The organism is Paenibacillus paludis (genome assembly GCF_042610515.1).
In the GTDB taxonomy this organism is placed as follows: domain Bacteria; phylum Bacillota; class Bacilli; order Paenibacillales; family Paenibacillaceae; genus Paenibacillus_AQ.
This window is the reverse complement of record NZ_JBGJZP010000002.1, coordinates 458,509-480,888: the sequence shown is the minus strand read 5'-3', so window position 1 is coordinate 480,888 and position 22,380 is coordinate 458,509. Positions and strand designations below refer to the sequence as shown.

At 40.9% G+C, this 22,380-nt stretch carries 27 protein-coding genes and 1 pseudogene; 23 read left to right on the top strand and 5 right to left on the bottom strand.

The genetic code is table 11. The features are described 5' to 3' along the window. The first annotated feature begins 104 nt into the window (after positions 1-104). The 4 genes from ACAN56_RS05540 to ACAN56_RS05525 all read left to right on the top strand — a co-directional run bounded on the left by ACAN56_RS05540 (position 105) and on the right by ACAN56_RS05525 (position 2,628). Positions 105-1,202, top strand: a complete 1,098-nt coding sequence (locus ACAN56_RS05540; protein ID WP_379141020.1) for an MBL fold metallo-hydrolase — start codon at positions 105-107, stop codon at positions 1,200-1,202. A 21-nt stretch (positions 1,203-1,223) separates the two neighbouring features. Beyond that, positions 1,224-1,376: a DUF6713 family protein gene (locus ACAN56_RS05535; protein ID WP_379141414.1), complete on the top strand. Its 153-nt coding sequence runs from the start codon at positions 1,224-1,226 to the stop codon at positions 1,374-1,376. Between the two features lie 197 nt (positions 1,377-1,573). Next, complete coding sequence (locus ACAN56_RS05530) at positions 1,574-1,924, top strand: EthD family reductase (protein ID WP_379141018.1); 351 nt, start codon at positions 1,574-1,576, stop codon at positions 1,922-1,924. Positions 1,925-2,118: 194 nt separating this feature from the next. After that, positions 2,119-2,628, top strand: a complete 510-nt coding sequence (locus ACAN56_RS05525) for a GNAT family N-acetyltransferase (RefSeq protein ID WP_379141016.1) — start codon at positions 2,119-2,121, stop codon at positions 2,626-2,628. 398 nt (positions 2,629-3,026) lie between these two features. Here the strand turns inward: ACAN56_RS05525 and ACAN56_RS05520 are convergent, their stop codons facing one another. The 3 genes from ACAN56_RS05520 to ACAN56_RS05510 form a co-directional block, all read right to left on the bottom strand. Then, entirely contained in the window at positions 3,027-3,434 is a 408-nt protein-coding gene (locus tag ACAN56_RS05520; RefSeq protein ID WP_379141014.1) for a GNAT family N-acetyltransferase, read from the bottom strand. A 339-nt stretch (positions 3,435-3,773) separates the two neighbouring features. Beyond that, positions 3,774-4,277 (bottom strand): DinB family protein, encoded by a 504-nt coding sequence (locus tag ACAN56_RS05515; protein ID WP_379141012.1) that lies wholly within the window; start codon positions 4,275-4,277, stop codon positions 3,774-3,776. Between the two features lie 339 nt (positions 4,278-4,616). Next, positions 4,617-5,315: an SAM-dependent methyltransferase gene (locus tag ACAN56_RS05510; protein ID WP_379141010.1), complete on the bottom strand. Its 699-nt coding sequence runs from the start codon at positions 5,313-5,315 to the stop codon at positions 4,617-4,619. 370 nt (positions 5,316-5,685) lie between these two features. On the opposite strand from ACAN56_RS05510, the gene ACAN56_RS05505 reads away from it, so the two are divergent. From ACAN56_RS05505 to ACAN56_RS05460, 10 genes are all read left to right on the top strand, one after another. Then, positions 5,686-5,853 carry a hypothetical protein gene (locus ACAN56_RS05505; RefSeq protein WP_254924592.1) on the top strand — a complete coding sequence of 56 codons (168 nt, stop codon included), beginning with the start codon at positions 5,686-5,688 and terminating at the stop codon, positions 5,851-5,853. Positions 5,854-6,225: 372 nt separating this feature from the next. Beyond that, positions 6,226-6,753: a GNAT family N-acetyltransferase gene (locus tag ACAN56_RS05500; RefSeq protein ID WP_379141007.1), complete on the top strand. Its 528-nt coding sequence runs from the start codon at positions 6,226-6,228 to the stop codon at positions 6,751-6,753. A 133-nt stretch (positions 6,754-6,886) separates the two neighbouring features. Continuing rightward, entirely contained in the window at positions 6,887-7,558 is a 672-nt protein-coding gene (locus ACAN56_RS05495; protein WP_379141005.1) for a tyrosine-type recombinase/integrase, read from the top strand. A 76-nt stretch (positions 7,559-7,634) separates the two neighbouring features. Then, positions 7,635-9,263, top strand: a complete 1,629-nt coding sequence (locus ACAN56_RS05490; protein ID WP_379141003.1) for a copper amine oxidase N-terminal domain-containing protein — start codon at positions 7,635-7,637, stop codon at positions 9,261-9,263. 402 nt (positions 9,264-9,665) lie between these two features. Further along, entirely contained in the window at positions 9,666-10,295 is a 630-nt protein-coding gene (locus tag ACAN56_RS05485) for a hypothetical protein (protein ID WP_379141001.1), read from the top strand. 164 nt (positions 10,296-10,459) lie between these two features. Next, positions 10,460-11,266 carry a phosphotransferase gene (locus tag ACAN56_RS05480; RefSeq protein WP_379140999.1) on the top strand — a complete coding sequence of 269 codons (807 nt, stop codon included), beginning with the start codon at positions 10,460-10,462 and terminating at the stop codon, positions 11,264-11,266. A 341-nt stretch (positions 11,267-11,607) separates the two neighbouring features. Beyond that, entirely contained in the window at positions 11,608-12,354 is a 747-nt protein-coding gene (locus ACAN56_RS05475; protein WP_379141412.1) for a class I SAM-dependent methyltransferase, read from the top strand. Positions 12,355-12,456: 102 nt separating this feature from the next. Next, positions 12,457-13,212 (top strand): class I SAM-dependent methyltransferase, encoded by a 756-nt coding sequence (locus tag ACAN56_RS05470; protein ID WP_038595269.1) that lies wholly within the window; start codon positions 12,457-12,459, stop codon positions 13,210-13,212. Positions 13,213-13,625: 413 nt separating this feature from the next. Continuing rightward, complete coding sequence (locus ACAN56_RS05465) at positions 13,626-14,141, top strand: helix-turn-helix domain-containing protein (protein WP_038595267.1); 516 nt, start codon at positions 13,626-13,628, stop codon at positions 14,139-14,141. Continuing rightward, the gene (locus ACAN56_RS05460; protein WP_379140995.1) at positions 14,138-15,160 is read left to right on the top strand and encodes a linear amide C-N hydrolase; all 1,023 of its coding nucleotides are present in this window, start codon (positions 14,138-14,140) and stop codon (positions 15,158-15,160) included. Before ACAN56_RS05465 ends, ACAN56_RS05460 begins: the two co-directional genes overlap by 4 nt. Positions 15,161-15,396: 236 nt before the next feature. On the opposite strand, the gene ACAN56_RS05455 is transcribed toward ACAN56_RS05460, so the two are convergent. Beyond that, positions 15,397-16,026 (bottom strand): TetR/AcrR family transcriptional regulator, encoded by a 630-nt coding sequence (locus ACAN56_RS05455; RefSeq protein WP_379140993.1) that lies wholly within the window; start codon positions 16,024-16,026, stop codon positions 15,397-15,399. A gap of 119 nt (positions 16,027-16,145) precedes the next feature. Here ACAN56_RS05455 and ACAN56_RS05450 point away from each other — a divergent pair, with 119 nt between their 5' ends. The 7 genes from ACAN56_RS05450 to ACAN56_RS05420 all read left to right on the top strand — a co-directional run bounded on the left by ACAN56_RS05450 (position 16,146) and on the right by ACAN56_RS05420 (position 21,182). Continuing rightward, complete coding sequence (locus tag ACAN56_RS05450) at positions 16,146-17,351, top strand: MFS transporter (RefSeq protein WP_038595262.1); 1,206 nt, start codon at positions 16,146-16,148, stop codon at positions 17,349-17,351. A 148-nt stretch (positions 17,352-17,499) separates the two neighbouring features. Next, positions 17,500-17,748 (top strand): hypothetical protein, encoded by a 249-nt coding sequence (locus ACAN56_RS05445; RefSeq protein WP_038595260.1) that lies wholly within the window; start codon positions 17,500-17,502, stop codon positions 17,746-17,748. A gap of 152 nt (positions 17,749-17,900) precedes the next feature. Next, positions 17,901-18,155 (top strand): cold-shock protein, encoded by a 255-nt coding sequence (locus tag ACAN56_RS05440; protein WP_038595257.1) that lies wholly within the window; start codon positions 17,901-17,903, stop codon positions 18,153-18,155. 122 nt (positions 18,156-18,277) lie between these two features. Next, entirely contained in the window at positions 18,278-18,871 is a 594-nt protein-coding gene (locus ACAN56_RS05435) for a DUF2441 domain-containing protein (protein WP_038595255.1), read from the top strand. 153 nt (positions 18,872-19,024) lie between these two features. Continuing rightward, positions 19,025-19,669 carry an aspartate/glutamate racemase family protein gene (locus ACAN56_RS05430; RefSeq protein ID WP_038595253.1) on the top strand — a complete coding sequence of 215 codons (645 nt, stop codon included), beginning with the start codon at positions 19,025-19,027 and terminating at the stop codon, positions 19,667-19,669. Positions 19,670-19,911: 242 nt separating this feature from the next. Continuing rightward, the gene (locus ACAN56_RS05425; protein WP_038595251.1) at positions 19,912-20,400 is read left to right on the top strand and encodes an LURP-one-related/scramblase family protein; all 489 of its coding nucleotides are present in this window, start codon (positions 19,912-19,914) and stop codon (positions 20,398-20,400) included. A 41-nt stretch (positions 20,401-20,441) separates the two neighbouring features. Beyond that, positions 20,442-21,182 carry a class I SAM-dependent DNA methyltransferase gene (locus ACAN56_RS05420; protein WP_379140986.1) on the top strand — a complete coding sequence of 247 codons (741 nt, stop codon included), beginning with the start codon at positions 20,442-20,444 and terminating at the stop codon, positions 21,180-21,182. A 228-nt stretch (positions 21,183-21,410) separates the two neighbouring features. Here the strand turns inward: ACAN56_RS05420 and ACAN56_RS05415 are convergent, their stop codons facing one another. Further along, a complete protein-coding gene (locus ACAN56_RS05415) occupies positions 21,411-21,800 on the bottom strand; it encodes a carboxymuconolactone decarboxylase family protein (RefSeq protein ID WP_038595249.1) in 390 nt (129 codons plus the stop codon). Between the two features lie 94 nt (positions 21,801-21,894). On the opposite strand from ACAN56_RS05415, the pseudogene ACAN56_RS05410 reads away from it, so the two are divergent. Together ACAN56_RS05410 and ACAN56_RS05405 are read left to right on the top strand one after the other, a co-directional pair. Beyond that, positions 21,895-22,044 (top strand): annotated as a pseudogene (locus ACAN56_RS05410) (MerR family DNA-binding transcriptional regulator); the annotation flags it as partial. Between the two features lie 36 nt (positions 22,045-22,080). Further along, the gene (locus ACAN56_RS05405) at positions 22,081-22,302 is read left to right on the top strand and encodes a hypothetical protein (protein ID WP_379141409.1); all 222 of its coding nucleotides are present in this window, start codon (positions 22,081-22,083) and stop codon (positions 22,300-22,302) included. Positions 22,303-22,380: the final 78 nt, after the last annotated feature.

The following is a 22,380-nucleotide window of genomic DNA, read 5'->3' as shown; positions in this document are numbered from 1 at the left end:
CTTGTGGCAGAGCGTTAGGGCTTCAATGTGAAGTTCATCGTTAACGATGGACATGATTTGGTGAACTGAATGCTTATCAATCTTCAGGAAGGGATGAAAAAATAATGTTTTATGTTTTCCTTTTTTTAGTCGTATCAGTCCTTTTAGTTTCATTGTTTATAGGTATACACCCAACGTTTGGCGGAAACTCAACTAAAAAACAAAAACTGGTGTATGGTGGGTTTGATAATTTTTCTAATGGGAAATTTGTCAATCAGGTTCCAACAAAGATGAACATGAGTGCTATGGATGTCCTCTCTATGATTAAGGATTCTATTTCTGGAAGAAAAGATCGTAAACCTAGGGGTCCTATTCAGGTGTCAAACATTGATTGGAATAAAATAAAAAGTGAAGAAGATAGTTTAACGTGGTTCGGGCACTCTGCTTTCCTAATGAGTATTGATAATAAAAAGCTATTGGTAGACCCTATGTTAGGACCTGTTGCTTCACCAGTTTCCTTCGCGGGCAGCAAGCGATACGGTAAAGATATGCTGCATATTATTGATGAAATGCCATTTTTGGACGCCGTTTTTATTACACATGACCATTATGACCATTTAGATTATCAATCCATTAAAAGACTAAAAAGTAAGGCCGGTCATTTTTTTGTTCCTCATGGAGTAGGTGCCCACCTCAATCGATGGGGAGTTACAAAAGAAAAAATTACAGAACTCAGTTGGTGGGACGAAGTTGTGTTTCAAGGTTTAACTGTTGCTTTAACTCCCTCGAAACATTTCTCTGGTAGAGGAATGTTTAATCGCGATACTACCTTATGGGGCGGGTGGGTTATTCTTGGAAAAAATACACGTTTCTATACCAGCGGAGATGGAGGATATGATTCACATTTTAAGGAAATAGGGAAAAAATACGGACCATTTAACATTACCTTAATTGAAGGTGGTCAATATGATAAACGATGGCCTTGGGTACATATGACACCTGAAGAAGCGATTCAGGCTCATTTAGATGTAAATGGGAAGAATATGATGTTAATTCATTGGGGAGCTTTTACCCTTGCTTATCATGGTTGGACAGAACCGGTGGAACGAGCCTTAAAAAAGGCAAACGAAGCAAAAGTTAAATTAATTACTCCTAAAATCGGCGAAACTACTCCATTAATTGGAGAGTTTTCCGTTCCTTTTTCATCATGGTGGGAAATTTAAGTTGGGGAATTCTGCTTCGTAATAATAGATCTATTTTTAATTTTTCACTCGATCCCTCATTTATTCTTTGAGAAGCATCCAAATAATAATTTTAAGAACTTATACTCAAGATTAATTATATATCCAATGGGCTTATTGGGTTTGTTACATCTTCTTGGGTTAATGTATTTTTAAAAGGAGACGTAATCCGTTTCTCACTGGAGTAGATAACCAGTCTTTCGAGTTGGATTTGTGGCAAAAGAAACCCAAATTGTTGTAAGTTAAAATAAATTGCATATTACGCTAACGGGAGATTTGCTCAAAACAACAGTTGACTATACCACTAATGTCATGGTTTATCATGTCATCATTATCCGAAAGGAGTTGATGATATGATCGTATTGACTTTCTGTTACAAACGAGATATCCCGTTTGCTGAAAACTATTATTTTAATTCGCATCTCCCCAATCTGTCCAGGAAAACTGTTCTTGAAATGGGGGCTTCCAAGTACGAGGTGAAAAAGGTCTTATCTTCAGCAGACGGCTCCTCTGCTCCGTATTCATTTATATTCAATCTGTATTTTGAGTCTAAGGATGCTTTAGAAACATTTATCAGTGACCCTAGAATCAAAGTTTTGCAAGATGATGTGTCTAATTATTACATTGGGAAGCAAGATATATTTATCGAAGAAATCGTCACATCGTTCACAAGTGCCTATTCAGCTAACGGGCAGGATAGCTGAACGGATGAGTTATACGAAATTGCATAAATCCTAGAAACCACTTTAAAACCCCACGCCTTCCCCAACACGCTTTTTATGAGCGTAATGGCTACGGTAAAGATTCATAGTCATCGTGGCGAAGGGCAGGGACGTCGGGACAGGGCACGTAATTCATATTTTTGTGCTATGAAATGTACGAAAGGCTGGAATAAATCATGGCAAAAAAAGAAGCGCCGAAAATTCAAACAGAACGATTGATTTTACGTCCGAGAGCGGAAAAAGACATTCCAAATATGCTTAAAATGTTTAACAATGATGAAGTAAGGGAATTTCTTGGAAGTAATCCCCCTCATGATGAACAGTCAATGTTAGAAATGGTTAGGAATCGTAATGAAACAAAATGGACTGTCGCATTAAAAGATACTGATGAATTCATCGGTGATGTAATGATTCCAGAAATAGCAGAAGGTTATCTTGGTGAAATTGGTTATCGCTTCATGAGGGAGCATTGGGGATGCGGTTTTGCGTATGAAGCGGTTTCCGCAGTCATTGAGCATTGTAAAAGCACATTAAACCTTAAACGCCTATTTGCTACTATAGATAATAAAAATATGAAGTCAAAAAAGTTAATTGAAAAACTCGGATTTACTTTGGTAGCGGTGTTGCCTGAATCGAATTTACGCGGCAGAGTTACCGATGTAGCTTACTATTCTCGTATAGTATAAGTATTATCTTCAGTACGCCTAATTCTCCTACCGCTTTGATAAGTATATCAAACTCGACTAAGTGATTAAGCTAACGGGAAACTATAGCTCAGTACAGACAGAAGCAGCCGGGCTTGAGGACCGGCTGCTTCTCGTTACGTTAACGGGCAGTTTAGTTGAACAAGATAAGTGGAGGTTTTATGTCGCATTTGACGCATATTGCGCAGCAGAAAGGAGAGTCAGCAAATTTAGAAAAAGAGTGGGCAGGATGGAGACAGTAGCACTTTGCGAACGAAACGATATTCGCAAAAAGTACTAAAAAAAGCATCGGCCCCCAAAGTTTTAAACGACGGCAGCTCTGAACGAGAAAATAAAGTCATAGACTGCCGCTGTGTTGTTGAACTAACGTTTCCGTTAGCTCAAAGAAACAAATTCATTCCAGGTGCGTCAATAGCTCTTTCTTGGAAGCCGAATTTTTCATAAAAACCCTTTTTTCCTTTTGCACTGGCTAATTGAACCCACTGAATACCGTTAGTTTTACAATGGTGTAAAAGTTCGTTCATGATTCTTTTACCGAATCCTTTATTTTGATATTCGGGCATCACAATCATCTCACAGATAAAACATTGTATATATCCATCAGAAACTAAACGACCTGATGCCACAAGTTTCTCATCATCATACAGAGTGACTATGTACCAACTGTTCTTTATTGCCTCATAGAGTATGTAAGCAGACCAAACACCTTTTTGGTTCCAACCAGTAGTCTGAAACAAATTAAAATACTCTTCTCGATTAGGCAGATCTGTACGACAAGAAATATTCAACAAGTTTCCTCCTTGAATGTTTTTACATAATTATACTTAATTACCCATGTTTATTCTATCAATTTTTATTCAAATAATCTGCCAGTTAGTTCAATGAAAAAAGCAGGATACCGTAGCTCCTGCTCATCAATGTGTATTATTGAACTAACGTTCTCCGTTAGTTCAATAAATCTTAACCTCAATCCACGTGGCTCAACTTACCCGTTAGTTCAATAGAATCAACAGTTTCAGTCCGATGGTATCCTCTTGTCTATGATTCAAGCCACCACTTTCAATCCTATGATAAAATACTTATAAATCCCACTATAGCCAAACGGCCAAAGCGGATATAATCTTACTCTAAATTACTGGAGGTAGCGCTCCGTACTCGGCCCACTGCTCTTTTGTCGGGCCGTAAAGATCCGGCACACGAAGGCCTGCCTGACGCATCAGGACTGTCATCTGACCACGATGATGAATCTCATGCTTTACGAGAATATCCAGCATTAAGCCGTTTGGCCATTGATCACCATACATATCGCTCATGATAAGCAGATTCTCATCTGTCCAACTGGACTGTATAGCATCAAGGAGCGCTTGTGAGGTTCTCTTATAGACTGACGCGATGTCTGTTGCCGAAGCTGGCACCGGCATATCTTCGCCCGGTCCTTCGAAAGACAGTCCCGTCCGAGATGGCATTTCGTGCAACGTCTGTACAAGGTGCCATGCAACACGTCCAAGCGTTCTATGATCGCTTGTTATCTGTTGGCCAAGAGACTCGTCGGTCAGCATCTCCAGTGTCCGCATTGTTGCTTCCGTTTCATTCTGCCAAGTTGCGGCAAAATCTTTAATGTGTTTATACATATCCAACATCTCCTTTTTGTAATGGAATCAAGTTTATTATACCGAACACTAGTTCTCAAGTAAATATTTACATTTACTTAAACTACCCCCGTTAACCAAACGAAGCTGCCGAAAATCATTGCGCTAATCCCGAAATGTAATTAACTACGTATGGTTAATACTTTTGATCATTTTATTTACGCTAGCCTGCCTCGTTAGCTTAATGAGGTCGCCTATTGGTCCGCGGCGGCCTTATGATGTGTTTTCTGCACTAACGTTTCCCATTAGTTGAATCCTATTTAGATAAATCCATCCCGTAAGCAGAAGGAAGCCGGTCGATTGACCAGCTTCCTTCGTTATTTAATATTTTGTTGCAATTACTTTAACGAAAGTAAGAAGATTTCCCTCGTCCGCGGCAAGCAATTCCTGATCACAATTTGAATTAAGCCAAAGCTCCTTACTATCCACAATATTATTAGCGAAATCAATAGTCACATGCTTTGTTTTATCCCAGTGATTTTCCCACCATTGATACGTTCGGAAGGTATATAGATCATTGCTCCAAAGACTTTTCAATTTCTCAGGCAGGTCGCCTTCGTTGTTAATATCTTTGGTTACTCCAGGTACGACTATACCCATTTGTCCTCCGCTTTTCACTAACTTTTGAAAATACCAAGAAAAGTAGAGTTCTTCGGTTCCAAAATAGTGATAAGCATCTATACTTATGATGGCATCAAAAAATTCCATTGCATATGGTAATGAATGAGCTTCAGCCTTTATGGGGAATACTCGATCCTCCACACCTGATTGTTTAATACGTTTTAGGTTGTCCGTAGGATCGACCCATAAATCATTAGCCCAAACTTGCACATCATATTCTCTCGCTAAAAATACAGAGGTGATAGCTTTACCACAGCCCATGTCTAGGATTTTCATGCCTTTCTCAAGGTTCATGTCCTTAGCTAGGTCTTCAAGAAGCCATAATGGGTTAGGGCCCATATTGTTTTCGTTAATCCAGTTAGGATCATAAGTTGCCGTACGCGGAAACCTGTTTTTCAAGTTCAATTCATCTCCCGTTTTTTTTAATTAGATATCACCGCAATCATCTTCCTAATGTTATTATTCAATATAAACAACTCCCATTGATTTAATTTTGAGCATATTATCTATGCTACTTGTTACTTCTATTTAAGTTGATGAAAAACCTTTTTATTCCATGATAAAGTTCCACAAAACTGCCCGTTAGCTGAATAGGCAGCCGATGATCTCAGCTACCTATTGTCATTGAGCTATCGTTCTCCGTTAGTTGAATAAGCACGCTTTCTTTTATTACACAATATCTTCGTACTGCGCAGTTGATAACTTCAAATAGATTCTTTTTTTTTGAAATTTGTTATAATTAAATAAAAACTTTTAATGAGGTGTTATCTTGCAATATTTTTTTTTAATTCCGTTGGCATTTGTTTTGGCAATTCCCTTGGTTTTACTGTTAAAAGGTGATTATGGAACCAAAAACAAGGTTTCAGATAAAACTACTAGCATAGAGAAAAAATTAGACAGAATAATAGAATTACTTGAAAAAGATAAGGATGCATAAGCATTTTTATCTTTTTTCATGTCGCAATATGCATCTAAGCTTCAGTAATAACGTGCTTTTGTGCTGTTGATTAGACTTTTTCTGACTTCGTGGCACTTTCATCTGTGTTTATTAATTTTTCTTCTTCGCAAACAATACAAATCCCTAATCTACTGGCTGATGGATCATATCCATTCGATTCATTCGCTCCGCAATCAGTACATTCTAAGTGAGTCCAATCCATACGATCTGAACCACAGTTTCTACATTCCATAATCTTTCTTCCCTTCGTCACAGTATTCGTCTACCGCCAGTGTCGTAGTACTGCGCAACAATCACTATAACTCTCGATGAAAAAGATTCATTATGCTAACGGGCAAGATAGTTGAATAGGTGAATATCATTGAAATAAAGAATATATATATAAGAATGAAGGGAGATGAAGTGTTGGTGGATGTTGAAATTGTGCCATTGAATGACTTTCTTGTACCCAGAACAAGAGCCTTGATATCTGGCTATCTAAATTCTTCGTCTAATAGAGTAGACGAATCTTTCTCTTCGCTAGAGCAATTAGAAAAATGCGAGCAAATTCTAAAACGATTTCTAAGCTATGACTTAGCTCATTGTTATTTAGCCAAGTACCATCAAGATTATGTCGGCTTTATCGTCCTTTCTTGGAGTATTTCAATCTCAAAAGGTTATCCTGTCTTACACATAGATGGCTTATATTCATCGCCAAAGTATAGGAATAAGGGGATCGGTAGGAGATTGATGCAATATGCGATTGATTTAGCAAATGAGAAAAAAGCCTCTCGCTTACAGCTTGAAACAGATGATGATAATACTCCTGCTCGTGCTTTATATACGAACCTTGGATTTAACAAAATACCAGGAAAAGGAGTGTACATGTCCTTTCTATAATCGTTAATTAAGCTAACAGGAAACGTTAGTTTAATACATCGGGCAGATTAAAACCTCTCCTTAGAAGCAAACTAGATTTAATAGCTTCTAAAGGGAGGTTTTGTTATGAATTTAAATGAGTTGTGGAGTTTGTATGAGGCTGACAAACGCATTTCAAGGGTTCAGTCCAAAAACATTAAAAGCATACGCCTTACAGCACAAGATGTTAGTGCTGGAGCTAGGTAATCTCGATGTCACAGAGGTAACGTTAACCATACTGAAGGAGTACTTGGCAAAACAAGCAGTTCATTTGAAGCCAAACAGCCTTGGTCATCGGATTCGTTTTATTCGTTCTCTTTTCCGATATGCTTATGAAGAGACGTATCTGACTTCAAATCCTTCTCTAAAGTTGAGAGAACCCAAATTAGATAAGCGCATTCCTAAGTTTTTGATTGAGGAAGACGTCATACACTTGAAAATCTCATGTCAGTCACTCAGGGAAAGAGCACTGCTTGAGTTTCTCTACAGCACCGGCTACCGGATTGGGGAGGTAGAAAAGATCAACATCGAAGATCTAAACTGGGAGAACTGCTCAGCAATCGTTAATGGCAAGGGATCGAAGCAAAGAGAAGTTTACTTTACGACAGAGTGCAAAGTATGGTTAAAGAAGTACCTGGCCAGCCGTGAGGATTCCTGCAAAGCCTTATTTGTTACCGATACGCATCCAACAAAACGAATGGCTATACCTACGATTAGGTGGGCAATAAAACGGCTTGCAGGACGGGCTTCGAGAAACGGTCCAACACTCACAATATTTGCCGTCTGAGTACCCATAAAAAGCCAAAGATAAATGGGCAATAGAATTTATTTTTTTAAAACCACCTTAAAGGAGGAATGAACAGATGATTAAAAACCTAAAAACCAAGTTTTCCTGCGAGATGCGCTTCAAATTACGATGGTCTTCATTTCTGCCGGCGACGATTCTGGCCACGGCTGCAGCATTTGTCATCGTGCTACCCGTATGGGCGGACAAATCTGAAGCCCTCGCTACATCTGTTAAAAACGACATTAACATCACGATTAACGGAAAAGTGGTAAAGACGAAAACGCCTCCTTTCCTAGACCAAGGTGCGGTTTATCTGCCTGTCCGGGATATCGGGGAACTGCTCGGAACCTTGGTGTCCTGGAACACACAGGCCAAAACGGTGACGATGAGGTATCCGGAACTCACGGTAAAAATTCCCTTCGGCTCGACCAGCGCAGCCGTAAATGGGCAGCCAGTCGCTCTGTCCACGCCCCTCCGAATGGTTGATGGGCGTGTGTATGTACCGCTGCGCTTTTTCTTGGAGGCTGTTGGAGCGGAAGTTAAATGGGAGGCGGCCACACATAACGTACGCATGACGAAGCCGAACGATTACCTCAAGCTGAACCCGTTTGCGATATGGTTGAATCATACAACCCATGACCTGTATATGGGCAAAGACGAACAGTCCGATGTACTTTCTATCGGCAAGTTGGATGCGCAGTTGCAGGGTTCGGTTATTGTTCAGCCTAGCATGCAAGGTAAGAATACGGTGCTGACATTAGTGGACAGATTTGCAAGTCCCCATCCCCATTATGAAGTCTACACTCTTCTGATCCGCGATAACCGGATCGTCGAGCAGAAGCATGCGTCGTATGACCAACGGTATGAGCCAAATACGTCGTATTATCAGGTCTATGATCCAAACGGCTGGATTGATTATACGGTGCTGACGGACGGCAAGATCGTGTTGGTATATAACGATGAAGGGAAAGTCGTCTCAACGTATGATCTGGCGGAGCTGACCCAGCAGGACGACGTGTTCGGCGTCCAGGCTGTGGGTACCGATTTTCTGGTAGTCCGACCCAACCGCAGCGGCCTGCTGACACTTATCGACCTGAAAGACAACTCTACTGTGGTCCTGGCAGATAAGCTCCTGACAGGAAAAGATTTGGCATATGCCCATGACAACCAGACGCCATATCCTGGGGATTCGTTGAGCTTTGGCGGGGACGTGGGGCACGGCGTTTTGGATTTCGCTTATCTCAGTCCGTTCCAAAACAACAACAGCCAATCAGAACGACTGTCCTACGAACGACCGTCTTATGAAGAAGAACGAAAGGCGCTTCCCAAGGAGCGCAGCTTTCAGGAGATGGCATCCTCATGCTCTACCGATACGGTCGTGTCTGTAGATATTCAGGATGGGGATCTCATGTATAAACCGCTGATCGGAACGAATAAACAGGATCAGGAAGGGATCCGTACGGTTTGCCGCATCCTAAAGAAAATCACCGCAGAAGGCGTTGAAGTTACGCTGCCTCGGACATTTCCGGTAACGTTCTTCCATGGAATGTCAGTAAATTTTTCTACCGGCGATTCGGTCAGCATTTACAGAGCATCCGGGGATAAGCTGGCCATGGGTTCCGAGCTTGGTGGAAAAAACATATTTCTTAGCAATGCCCAAACCATCAAGGAGTTTGAGCGCCTGAAAGTACTGCCTAAGCAATGAATGATCTGGATATATGTTGAAGCCCTACAGTACTCCGAATAAACGATCGCCTAAACAAGCCGAGATTTGTCCGGCTTGTTTTTTTTGTGGTCGATTTTGAGGGAAATAATCCAAACCCTGCATGTAAAAATAGGACATCCGAGTAATTCAGATTATGATATTGCCATTCCTGCTCATCGATAACGGACTTCTCTACGCGGTTTAGGCCAAATTGGTGTGCCAGGATGGCAGGCGGCTACAAGAACCGCGGCTTCTTGTGATCGGCTGCTTTTTCTAAACTAACGGGCAGTTTAGCGTCGTGTCTATGTTCTAAAATATAGAGGAAAATTCGTATCATCTAACGAATAAGTTGGCGAAGTAACTAAGCGGCAGCAATAGTTAAAACATTGGAGGTGGGAAGCAATGCTCAATAATCAAGTTATTTATTGGATAGGTGGTTCCTCTTGTGCTGGTAAAAGTACACTAGCAAAAATGTATGCAGAAAAGTACGAATTGGAGCTATATTCATGTGATGAATATTTTGATAGACATTTGCAGGTTGTTTCAACTAGTGAGTACCCAGCGATGCATAAAGTTTCTACGATGAGCCCTAATGAAGCTTTCTATACAAGGGAAGTCCAAGAACAGCTAAGTGTATATATACAGGTTTTTATTGAGGACTTTTCGTTTGTCATAAAGGACCTCGCAAAGAGAAGAGATAAACCTGTTGTTGTTGAAGGCAATCAATTATTACCTTCGCTTGTATCAGCACATTTAAATGAACATCATAAAGCTATCTGGATTATTCCGACAGAGCAATTTCAAAGAGAACAATATTCCAAAAGGGAATGGATACAAGGAATATTGCAAAACACTGAAAACCCCGCTGTAGCTTTTAACAAATGGATGTCTCGCGATGCATTATTTTCAGAATTTGTCCAAAAAAATGCCTTTGAATTACAGTTGAATGTATTAGAAGTAGATGGCAGTAAAACTCTACAGGAGAACTTTAGACTGATTGAAAATCTCTTCAGTGAAATCATACATGATTGAACTATCGGGGAACGATAGCACTATGACAATAGGCAGCCGAAATCATTGGCTGTCTATTTAGCTAACGGGCAGGATAGTTCAATTAATAATCGAATACTTTTAGGCATAGTAAATTGGGAATAAATTCGACTTCGGTAGCTCATACATTACAAGGGGGAATCCTATTGACTCATGAAAAAGTATTAGAAGGTGGTAATATGAATCGTATTGTTCGCAGAGAGAACACTGTTCTCCGCCCTACAGGTAGTTGGAGTCCGTGTGTTCATGAACTACTTCAGCATCTGGAGGAACAGGACTTTAAGGGTGCACCCAAGTTTCTTGGAACCGACGATTTGGGACACGAAATATTAACATTTATTCCTGGTGATGTTTCGGGTAATAAGTACCCAGAGCTTGAACCATACATGTGGTCTGACGAAACACTTGTGAGATTAGCACGAATTTTGCGTAATTTTCATGATGCGACTGCTGGATTTACTCTCAAATCGGAAAACCAATGGCAACTTAGCTATACTGACGAAGGCCAACACGAAGTGATCTGTCATAATGACGCAGCATTGTATAATGTGGTATTTCAACAAGGACTGCCTATGGCATTGATTGATTTTGATATGGCAGGTCCAGGTCCTCGTATATGGGACATTGCGTATACCCTGTACACTTCGGTTCCGCTTGCTAGTTTTGCACCTAACTATTCTTCAGGAAAAACAATGTTATATCGGTCCGATTTACACGCAGCAGAGCGAAGTCGGCGAATTCATTTGTTTTTTGAATCATATGGAGCTCCCATCCCCAAAGAATTGCAACAGTGGATTATTCAGCGATTGACTACACTTTGCGATACACTACGAAGTGGTGCGGCCGATGGAAATCCTGCCTATCTAAAAATGGTTGAAGAAGGACACCTGGTGCACTATGAACGTGAAATTGAGTTTGTAACGGATAATTTTGAAGATTGGATAAGGAATTGAAGTGTTAGTACTTTTTATAAACTTTTCAACATAAAGGGGGATGTGACACAATGGATGCATTCGCAGCCGTTTCATAGTTAGGTATAATATATTATTTTTATTTGGCTATTGGTGGTCCAATTCTAATCATCTGGTTTGCCTTTTCTTATGTAAAAGGTATGAAAGAGCGTAACAAAATACTTAGCGAATTGGTCGAGAAATTCAACAAATAGTACAGCGGAAATACGCATTGAGTTGTGTGTAAACCTTACGCTAACGGGCAGGATAATTCAATAAACACATCGAATATAAGACGGTTGTAAGATTTAACCTTGGGAGGATGGAATTACACGTTGGAATCCATAAAGGAAGACTATATTTTATCGAATAAGAAAAGTTGGGACGAAGTAGCTCCCCGATTTTTTGGAAGGACTGCACTTCCAGTTTACGGCCCATTCTTGCCGACAGAAAACGAATTAAACTTATTTGGTGATGTAGAGGATAAAATAGTCTTAGAAATTGGTTGCGGAAGTGGCCACTCTTTAAATTTCATGGCCTCACGTGGAGCCTCAGAGCTTTGGGGAATTGACTTATCCGATACTCAGATCGAGACTGCGTGGGATTTGCTTTCGGCTCATAAATCAAAATTGAATCTTTTCCAAGGACCAATGGAAAAGAACCCTGGTATTCCGAGTGAGTATTTTGATATCGTCTATTCCATCTACGCCATTGGTTGGACCGTTGATTTGCCAATGACATTACAGCAAGTATTCAGCTACCTGAAACCTGGTGGGACCTTTATTTTTAGCTGGGAGCACCCGTTACATAATCGAATTAAACAGGAAGGCGAGCAGTTTGTAATTAAAAAATCTTATCATGAGGAAGGTCCTCAACAGTGTGAACCATGGGACTTGCCAGCTATGATGAATCAACTAAAACTCAGTACATATATAAATGAGCTAATTCAGTCTGGATTTCAAATTGAAAAAGTGATTGAAGATGTTGTCATCACAGAGGAAATAAAATCGGGAGATTCTGCAGTGTGGTATACACATCAAAAGGCAGCATTAATACCTGCTGCATTTATTATTAAATGCACTAAAAAATAAGGGTATTTTCATAAAGCTTAGATCCGTTTAGTACGTGGATCGTTCAACTAACGGGAAACGATTGCCTATGAAACTAATGAAATACTGGGAGAGTGACAAGAGATGAACAATAGAGAAAGATTTTCGAACCGGGTCGATTCATATTTGAAGTACCGCCCGAGCTATCCGAAAGAGGCTGTTGATTATTTGTACGACTTCGTCGGTTTGCGTTCGAACAGTAAAATAGCAGACATCGGTTCAGGTACAGGAATCTTTTCAAAGCTACTTCTGGAACGCGGAAGCTATGTGACCGCGGTCGAGCCGAATCAGGCAATGCGGGTAGCCGCCGAGCAAATGTTAGAAAGCAATCCGAACTTTCAGACTATATCAGGTTCTGCAGAATCTACTGGATTACCTGATCAGTCGGTTGAGTTTATTGTCTGCGCACAAGCGTTTCACTGGTTTGATCGCTTAGCAACGCAAACCGAGTTCCGTAGAATTCTACAGCCGGGCGGGAGAGTAATACTAATCTGGAATTCCCGTCTTACAAACGGTACTTCATTTCGTGAAGAGTACGATCAACTGCTTCATACATACGGAACAGACTACGAAAAAGTCAATCATAAAAATATTTCTCAGACGATGCTTCTCTCTTTTTTCAAGGAAGGTACGATGCATGAAGTGCGATTCAGAATGAGTCAGGAGTTCGATTTCGAGGGCTTGAGAGGCCGGTTGCAATCATCTTCCTACAGCCCTGTACCCGGGCATCCGAATTACAATCCGATGATGACGGAACTGCGAAATCTATTTGATAGGAATAATCAGGATGGTATCGTTCTATTTGATTATGAAACTGAGATATTTTGGGGAGAAGTATAGATCGAGCTTCGATTATAGAGAATCACGGTTATTTAAATTTTTGGCTATGTTTAAGTACAATGTTGATTCTGGACATGAAAATAACCGCATTGTCTAAAAATGCGGTTATTTATGCTGGGAGCTCTCTTAAGCCATTATTTATTAAGCATATTGTATGGCTAATCTTCTAATGAAACTCCCATGTATTGTGCTGCTTCGTCAGAAGTCATTAGTGCTTTTGTTTGAGTAGTGGTATTTAGAGATTTTTCTAAATATTCTTGGCTTTTCAACCCATTAGATACTACCCGAGCTGATAAAATAAGATAGGAAAGGATATTCTTGTCATCCAAATGACATAAATTATGTCGTTTCTATTGACATAAAATATGTCTTGAGATATTGTATAGACATAAATTACGTCGAGGAGTGATTGCATGAATAAGCATGAACAGGTCCAATCCAAAACAGTGTTGGAATATATGGTCATGATTAACGAACAATCCTATTCAGGCATTGGCCGTCAGCTTCAGATTACACCGCAGCAGTTTTCCGATTGGATTAAAAAACGCCGGCCGATTCCACAAGAACGGCTACAGGCGCTCGCCGATTATTTTGGTGTGGATGGAGCTATATTCGTAGATAACAGCAATTTCGCAAAACCAATGACGCCTTTGGGGAAAATCGAACTCCATATCCTATTAGTGGAGCAAAAGGTGGCACAGCTTGTAGAGGAAAGGGCTGATGAAGAAGATATTGAACCTTATAGAGAAAAAAAACAGAAGCTTCTTAAGGAGAAGGCTGACCAGCATCGCCTAGAAAGAATTGCTGCCGCACTTCAGCAGAATGACGAACGAATCGACTGGATATTTGATATCGTACTAGCTGAGCTTGATGCGGGACAGGTTGAAGAACTCGAAATGAAGCTGGAAATGGGAAGGAACCGACCATGAGTACTGCAATTTACTTCGGCGGGGATGGAACCCGGTTGCTTGCAAAGAATCAGGATATTCCTTACGCAGGAGTGTACATATTCACGAATAAGCGTGGTGTTGCCAAAAGCGCACTAGTGCAACCGCCAAATCAGCCAGCAAAATGGATTTCTAGATACGGAAGTCTGACCGTCTCGCAAGTTGGCAAAGAAATGCCTAACTGCGGTTTCAACGAAGCAGGTCTCGTAGTGGAACAGACGACACTATGGCAATCTACTTATTCGAATGACGAGGAATTACCTGCGATCGGTGAGCTACAGTGGATCCAATTGCTACTTGATACTTGTGCCACGGTGAAAGAAGCAGAACTAGCGGCTTCACTGGTCCGAATTGTAGAGCCGATGTCACGGTTGCATTATATGATAGCTGACCGCACTGGTGATTGCGCAATATTCGAATTTATAGACGGAACCATGCGTGTATACAAAAGCGACAGTTTGCCGTTTCCAATTATGGCGAACACACCCTATTCCGAGGCGATAAGAGACTTGGAAGACGTAGATGAGTGCTGGAGGGGCACGTACAGCGATTACGAATACAACTCCATGGAACGTTTTGTGGAAGGGGCGGCTCATCTTACTGGTGGGTTCCCTGCTTTCAAGAATGACCGACTCAAATTCATGCTGAAAACTTTACAAGCGGTTCGGCGGAAAGATACTGCTTTCAGTCTGATATATGATTTGCAACAGATGCAACTTCATTTTACGTCGAGCCTTTATCCTGAATTGAAAACGTTTCGGCTTAGTGAGGTGGATTTCTCCGCGCACGCAACGACAATGGCGTTGAACCTTCAGCAGCCTGCAGGTAGTAGTGGAGATATTTGTTATGTGTGCTACGATGCGAAATTGAACTATACCGTTGCAAATGCATTTTTCAGGGATCCCGCTCTAACTAGTGCGTTCGGATGGAATATAACCGATGAAATGATTAACTTTTTCGCTGCATTTCCCGATAGCTTTCCGAGCAACGGGAAACGTTAGCTCAATAATAACAAGAAGGCAGCTGATCAACGTGATCGGCTGCTTTTGTTAAACTAACTGGCAGATTAGTTTAATAATAGGCAGTTACAAAGACTAACAGCAACCCATTTATCAGGAGGCTGTTAGTCTTTGTTTTGCACAATATGAGATGCACATGGACTACTGAAGACTGTATGATATCAACCAATTCATTGAGTGTCACTGAGATAGGTAACAAGAAATGACGCGGCCGCTGCTCAAACAGTCTCCTGAGCACTTGGCTTAACGGATAATATTTCCCATACGCTCATTAGTTGATTAATGGCAGAGTCAATTGACTCGTATGGAACATTGTCCCGGGCTTGTGTCGAGATTCCTCGAAGAAAGGTGTCAAATAAGGTGACTAGCATGGAAACATCCGTGGAATCAGGCAACTCACCATTTGCTACGGCCCTGTCTATACAATCGTGTAGCCAACTGCGGACCTTCTCACGCTCCTTGGAGAGCATCTCTCGTATGTGTTTATGCTCGGGAGAACAGGATACATCAGACAAAACTAGAAGACAGCCTAATGGGTGGGACTTCTCTGTTTGCATTTGTGCCGATCGCCTTAATCCCTGCTCAATAGCTTCCTTCGATGTTATGCTTGTATCCCTGAAACTTTCTGAAACCTGTCCATAAGTTGAGATATAATGTTTCACTACTTCGCGGAACAGCATTTCTTTGGATTCAAATGCTGCATAAAAACTCGCCGCAGATATGTCTCCCATTGCTGCGCGCAACTGAGCAAGTGAAGTCGATTCGAAGCCATAATCCCAGAACAGTATCATTGCGGCAACAACCGCTTCGTCTCGATTAAATGATCGGGGGCGTCCCGTTCGTGGCATAAGATAACCTCCTTAATTAATTCTATACTATTCGATCCATAAATAATTGACAAGTGAATGTGTTATGATTAATATATGGAATGATTGATCCACAAATGCATCTTAAGGAGGAAATAAAATTGTCCCAACGTTCATCATCCGCGGGTAAACTTCAATCTGCCGACGCTTCTGTTAAGCTTCCCTGGCTTGCTCTGCTGGCGCTTGCTATGACAGGATTCATCTGCATTCTTACTGAAACCATTCCGGCGGGGCTACTCCCACTAATAGGAGAAGGGCTAAATATTTCTAAGGGGTTGGCTGGTCAACTGGTAACTTCTTATGCGATTGGTTCCATAGTGGCCGCAATTCCGTTCGCCATGTTTACCAGCGGGTTTAGGCGCCGTCCGCTGTTGCTCGCCATTATAGCGGTATTCTTGGTATTTAACACCGTCACCGCTCTGTCGGCCAGTTATGTGTTGACACTCATCGCTCGTTTCTTCGCCGGTATGGCTGCCGGCGCCGCATGGGGGATGATCGCCGGTTACGCACGGCGGATGGTGCCAGAGATCTTGAAAGGACGTGCTTTGGCAGTTGCGATGGTGGGAACTCCAATCGCTCTTACGTTCGGAGTACCATTGGGCACCATGCTCGGTGACCTGATTGGTTGGCGTGCCGTTTTTGGACTCATGTCTCTTCTCACTCTTATTTTAATTGGTTGGGTGCTGTGGAAAGTTCCGGATTATTCAGGGCAAACTACAAATCAAAGAATGACCTTTAGGCAAGTGTTTGTTATGCCCGGCTTACGTTCAATTCTTATAGTGGTGTTTACCTGGATGTTGGCACACAATATCTTATATACGTATATCTCACCCTTTCTCGAGCCAATCGGACTCTCAGAGCGTGTCGATCTTGTCTTGCTGGTCTTCGGAATAGCCGCACTTATCTCCATCTGGATTGTCGGACTGTTAATTGACCGTATGCTACGCCCTCTTGTATTGATCAGCCTAATTGGTTTTGTGCTTGTGTCCGTTGCCCTATGGGTGGGCGGCACATCAGCACCGATTGTCTATACAGCAGTTGTGTTATGGGGACTGACCTTCGGCGGTGCTGCCACGTTGCTGCAAACCGCCCAAGCTAATGCAAGCGGTGAAGAAGGCGTGGATATCGCAATGCCGATAAATACCACAGTATGGAATTTGGCCATCGCTGGCGGAGGAATTGTTGGTGGCGCGTTGCTAGAGCATGTTGGAGTTCAGTCTTTTCCGGTGGCGCTATTGATCCTGCTACTTGTTGCATTGATTATCGCTTGGAGTGCGAAGAGACACGGATTCCCTAGTAAGCAGTGAAGTCCCTCATCGCAGGATAGTTACAATTTGTAGCTCTATAGCGTTAAATCACTAGCATTATTCTAATTTTCAGTAAATGGAACAATGTGGTAAAGTGGAATGATGGGACAAGTAATCAACAAAAAATAGAGGAGGCAACAAATATTTCATGGGCAACGACTTATACAGAAAACTAGGTGCATCCTTTCTAATTTCCGCTGGAGTAATCTATGCTATTGAACGTGTGGGCTCTTTGATAGCTCGTAGTCAAGAAATTGTAGTGTTATACGAAGCGAATATGTTCGATGCCCTGCCTGAAACTCATATTACAGGCTTCTTCGATAATATCTTTGTGCCAATCCTTACGTTCCTCGGTATGATACTTTTCGTATATGGGTTCCCGAAAAAAATAAAATGAGGTAACTCACTCAATGCGATGGGAACACATTATGTATAGTACAGCGAAGCACTAACAGGAAACGTTAATGAAAAAGTGGTTGCTTTATTCACCGCTTGGGCAAAAAACTCAATCTTTATGATACTTAATAAAGTGACAGAGGAGGTGCTTAAATGGCGGAAAGAAGATGTGGTATTGTCAAATGGTTCAAAGAAGATAAAGGTTACGGACGGATAATGCTAGACGGGCAGGACGATAACCATGTGTTTGTTCACTTTAGCGAAATACGACCAGACCCTATTAGGCTACCGAACGGCTTTCGGTTTCTTAAAGAGGGTCAAAAAGTTGCGTTCGACCTATTCGAGTTCCCGAGTATGGTTGATTCTCAGCGTTGGACAGCTAAGAATGTGCAAATTTTAGAGGACTAAAGAATCGAGACGTATTTCCTAAATGTATGGACTTTCGGGACCCATAATTAAGCTAACAGGCAGGATAATGCTGGTAAATTCCGAATTTACTTATGCTAACAATGATTAATGGGGGGCAGTCCATGGAAAGAAGCAAATTGTATGTTTATCACATTGTCACGAGAAGAAAAATGGACATTGGGCAGATAATTAGCTTTGACAAAAACCAAAAAAACACTTTATATCACTTCTTTTTTGAGAAGGAACAGATGAATTCCAAAGGTGAAGACTTTATTCAAATATTACACCGTCATTATACAAATGACGGCTTTAAGTTGGATAAAGAGAATGCAGATGTAGTTATTAGATATGCGGAACAAACAATCAGAGCTACTAGAGAAGTAATAGTTGAAATGGTCAGATTGCAAGAATATCCTGAATATCCTTCACGGTTGTCTTGCTTATACGCTGCTAAGAGCTATGAAGACGCTCTGAAATGGAAAGAACTTTTTGATTCTTATCATCGAAATGTTTTGCAGATCGTTAAACTTCGGGTTACTGGGAATATCTTTGAAGGAGACGGTAATCTTTTACCAAAGGAAGATGGAATTGCTTTCTCCCGAAAAATCGAACAAGCCAGAGAATATTGGAAAGGCAATGTAAATAACGAACTTCCTGAGCTGCTGATTAATGGGGAAATCGAAGTAGTAGAAATTATTGATGAATTCTCCACTTAATTTCAACAAAAGCGCTGAAAAAGCAAGCTAGAATTAATTGCTCTAAGATCCCCCGCTTATTCACTATAGGGCAGGATTGTATAGCAAGTTGTTTCTGAAGAAAAAAACAATAAACTGGTAGTGTAAGAGGAAATAAAGTAGGGTGGTTATCATATGAAGAAGATTGGTTGTTTGCATGCCCACTACTCAAATATTGAGTATATTCAAAAAGCTATTGCTTCAAATGATTTGGAATTAGTACACTTTGTAGACCCTGGATTAATGAGCAGAATTGCGTCAGATCAAAATTTCGATTTAACAAAAGCCCAAAACAAAGTGAATGAGCAGATTGAATGGATAGCAAATACGAATGTTGATGCAATTCTAATTACATGTACTAATTACATTGCTATTCTCAACGAAGAACAACTTAAGACATCAGTCCCAATAATAAAAATTGATGAGCCATTTATCCATCACGTTTGCAATATAACAAAGCCACAGATGCTACTATTTACTAATCCAGCAACAGTCGAAGGAACCATGAAACGGCTTAATGAATTTGCAACCACACACGCAAAACCAATTAATATTGATGTTCAAGTCATTGAGAATACCTTCGAGCTAATAATGCAAGGAAAGAAGGAGCAGTATGTGAATGAAGTATCAAACTATATAAAGGGTTTGCTTGTCTCTGACCCCAACAAGACCATTTCTGTCGCTCAATTATCCATGGTTGAAACTGCTGAAAAAGTTGAGCGTGAAATGGATGTGCAAATTGGAAATCCATTAAAAACATTGTTAACATATCTTGGATAGAGGTTGAAGTTTAACTTGAAGGATGATTCCCGTGAATAGGGCGATTCTTTGTTTTAAGGGAATCTAGGCAACGATTTTGATTTGAATTACATTGAACTCTAACGGAGAACGATAACCTAATAATGACGTGGAGGCAGCCGGTCACGACGATCGGCTGCCTTTTTTAACCGAACGGGCAGTATAGTTGAATAACCTATCTTTGATATACTTGGTTTATATTGTGGAGGAGAAGGAGGCGGGGGATGAAGCAGCTTTATATAAAGCAGAAAGTATTCAGTCTAAGTGGAAAATTTACGGTAAAGAATCAGCAGGAGGAGGATGTTTATTATGTAGAGGGCAGTTTTATGCAAATTCCAAAGACGTTCTCCATTATGAACACAACAAGAGATGAAGTCGCACTTATTACGAAAAAGGTGTTCAGTTTTTTACCGAAGTTTTTTGTTGAGGTTAATGGTCGAGAGGTGTTAACGATTAAGAAGGAGTTTTCTTTCTTTAAAGCACGCTATACGATTGATTCGGCTGACATAGAGGTACATGGTAATTGGTGGGACATGGATTTTCAGGTCTTACAGCATGGAGTAGTCATAGGCGAAGTGAACAAGGAGTGGTTCACTTGGGGCGATAGCTACAAGATTCAAATATTGAATGAGGAGATGGAGGCAATCATGATTGCGTTCGTTGTCGCAATTGATTGTGTGAAGGCTGACCAAGCTGCTGCTTCTCATCAGTGACTATTTTGTCTAGGTCTTACAATATGAAAGGGGGAATGGCGTTGATTGAACATAGCAATCTTGAAGAATATCAAGATCCGGTAAATTACGATCTTGAATTTGACGGTGAAATTGACAAATATCAGTTCTATCTTGAGCTTGCTAGATCGAGTCCTGGGGAAGTATTAGAGCTTGCTTGTGGTACAGGCTTAACAACGATACCCCTGTCGAAAGCCGGCATAACGATGACTGGTGTAGATATCTCTTCAGCGATGCTCGCATATGCGCGGTTGAAGGCGGAAGGGTTGACTGTTACTTTTATGGAAGGTGATGCCCGTACCTTCGAATCGGACAAGCGATTTTCAATGATTTATTTGACTGGTAATGCATTTCAGGCATTCATAAGTGATCAAGATCAAATTGATTTGCTCACGACCGTTCACAAACATTTACAACCCCATGGAATCTTTGCATTCGAGACCCGTAATCCGGAGGGAACGGATTTATCCGATCAAGAGGAGACAGAATGGGGATCATTCATAGATAAGGATGGGAATAACGTCAAGGTATCAGGCACACAATGTTACGACGCTAGAAATCATGTCATGCATTGGGTCACGATGCGTGATTGGGGGGATAAGCGGACGATTTCCCGAATTGCTTGTCGGTTCACGGATCAGGATACGCTGCATTCTTTATTAACCCGTCACGGCTTTCGCGTCGAACATCAATATGCTGATTGGGATAAGACGCCGTTCTCTCCGTCATCTTCATCTATCATTAGCGTTTGTAGGAAATGTTAGGAGAGACGCAATGCATTGCAATAGAAAAAATCCCCTCAGGTCGAGGGGATTTTTGGTGATCCTAAGTTTAGCATACTTTTCGTATTAATAATTCAATGACAAAAAAATCGTTGGAGATGAGTGTATGGATATAAACGTAAGGAAGGCAAGAATTGAAGATGCTAATGACTTGTCTGAATTAATTTTATTGGAACTGATTCCAACATTGAAAAGATGCAAAATCAGGTTTTAGTTCACAATTTTCAAATTCCGTTCCTCAAAAATTTCTTTGGCAACAAAAACGGCATTAAGAACTCTTGGAAAACCAGTATAGGGAATGCAATGCATAATCGCTTCAATTACTTCATTGGGTGTAAGTCCTACATTGAGAGCTGCGTTGATATGCACGTTTAGCTGTGGCTCACATCCGCCTTGTGTTGTAAGCGATGCGACCGTTATTAGCTGACGCTGTTTGAGATCAAGCACTTCCCTTGAGTATATCTCTCCAAATGCAAATTCAACAACGTACTTTCCCAGGTCGGGAGCAATGTCCCTCATTGACTCAATAACACGTTTTCCTCCTTCACCATCTATTTGCATTAGTTTTTCCCAACCACGTGTATAACGTTCATTTGACATATATTATTCCTCCTCTGTGTAACTTGAATTAAATGTTACACTTTAGAGTGCACTCTAAAGCAATGGCTTTTTTTGATGTGCTATAATAATATTTATGGAACCTAATTTTTTTACAATTCAACAAATCTCTGAAATGACAGGGCTTACTGTTCACACATTGCGCTATTACGAGAAAATCGGATTGCTTTACGGGATCCATCGAGATACAAGTGGGTATCGCCAGTATTCAGAGACTGATATCTCGTGGATCCATTTTTTACTCCGATTGCGGGTAACAGGAATGAAAGTCAGTGATATGAAGCGTTTTTCTGATCTGCGAAGTCAAGGAGAGGCTACAATAAGTGCAAGACGAGAGCTGTTGGAAACCCATCAAAAAAACGTTCTTGTTCAAATTAATGAACTGAAGAACAACCTGAAGATGATTGATGAAAAGATAGAATCTTATAAATGGATGGAGGGGCAAGACAGTAAAGAACAATGTCTATTCGTTCCTGATAATTGATAGACCGCCCCTTGCTCATAGCTTTCGCTTCCCCTTCTTCACCCAATCTGAGAGTTGTGTTCGTTCTTTTTAGACAAA

Bases quoted from the DNA above. Each gene is read 5' to 3' on its own strand.
- ACAN56_RS05405 (WP_379141409.1), top strand. From the start codon at position 22,081: ATGAAAGTCAGTGATATGAAGCGTTTTTCTGATCTGCGAAGTCAAGGA.
- ACAN56_RS05515 (WP_379141012.1), bottom strand. From the start codon at position 4,277: ATGTATAAACACATTAAAGATTTTGCCGCAACTTGGCAGAATGAAACG.
- ACAN56_RS05415 (WP_038595249.1), bottom strand. From the start codon at position 21,800: ATGTCAAATGAACGTTATACACGTGGTTGGGAAAAACTAATGCAAATA.
- ACAN56_RS05530 (WP_379141018.1), top strand. From the start codon at position 1,574: ATGATCGTATTGACTTTCTGTTACAAACGAGATATCCCGTTTGCTGAA.
- ACAN56_RS05470 (WP_038595269.1), top strand. From the start codon at position 12,457: ATGAACAATAGAGAAAGATTTTCGAACCGGGTCGATTCATATTTGAAG.
- ACAN56_RS05490 (WP_379141003.1), top strand. From the start codon at position 7,635: ATGATTAAAAACCTAAAAACCAAGTTTTCCTGCGAGATGCGCTTCAAA.
- ACAN56_RS05445 (WP_038595260.1), top strand. From the start codon at position 17,500: ATGGGCAACGACTTATACAGAAAACTAGGTGCATCCTTTCTAATTTCC.
- ACAN56_RS05430 (WP_038595253.1), top strand. From the start codon at position 19,025: ATGAAGAAGATTGGTTGTTTGCATGCCCACTACTCAAATATTGAGTAT.
- ACAN56_RS05540 (WP_379141020.1), top strand. From the start codon at position 105: ATGTTTTATGTTTTCCTTTTTTTAGTCGTATCAGTCCTTTTAGTTTCA.
- ACAN56_RS05465 (WP_038595267.1), top strand. From the start codon at position 13,626: ATGAATAAGCATGAACAGGTCCAATCCAAAACAGTGTTGGAATATATG.
- ACAN56_RS05485 (WP_379141001.1), top strand. From the start codon at position 9,666: ATGCTCAATAATCAAGTTATTTATTGGATAGGTGGTTCCTCTTGTGCT.
- ACAN56_RS05495 (WP_379141005.1), top strand. From the start codon at position 6,887: ATGAGGCTGACAAACGCATTTCAAGGGTTCAGTCCAAAAACATTAAAA.
- ACAN56_RS05440 (WP_038595257.1), top strand. From the start codon at position 17,901: ATGGCGGAAAGAAGATGTGGTATTGTCAAATGGTTCAAAGAAGATAAA.
- ACAN56_RS05455 (WP_379140993.1), bottom strand. From the start codon at position 16,026: ATGCCACGAACGGGACGCCCCCGATCATTTAATCGAGACGAAGCGGTT.
- ACAN56_RS05525 (WP_379141016.1), top strand. From the start codon at position 2,119: ATGGCAAAAAAAGAAGCGCCGAAAATTCAAACAGAACGATTGATTTTA.
- ACAN56_RS05460 (WP_379140995.1), top strand. From the start codon at position 14,138: ATGAGTACTGCAATTTACTTCGGCGGGGATGGAACCCGGTTGCTTGCA.
- ACAN56_RS05435 (WP_038595255.1), top strand. From the start codon at position 18,278: ATGGAAAGAAGCAAATTGTATGTTTATCACATTGTCACGAGAAGAAAA.
- ACAN56_RS05425 (WP_038595251.1), top strand. From the start codon at position 19,912: ATGAAGCAGCTTTATATAAAGCAGAAAGTATTCAGTCTAAGTGGAAAA.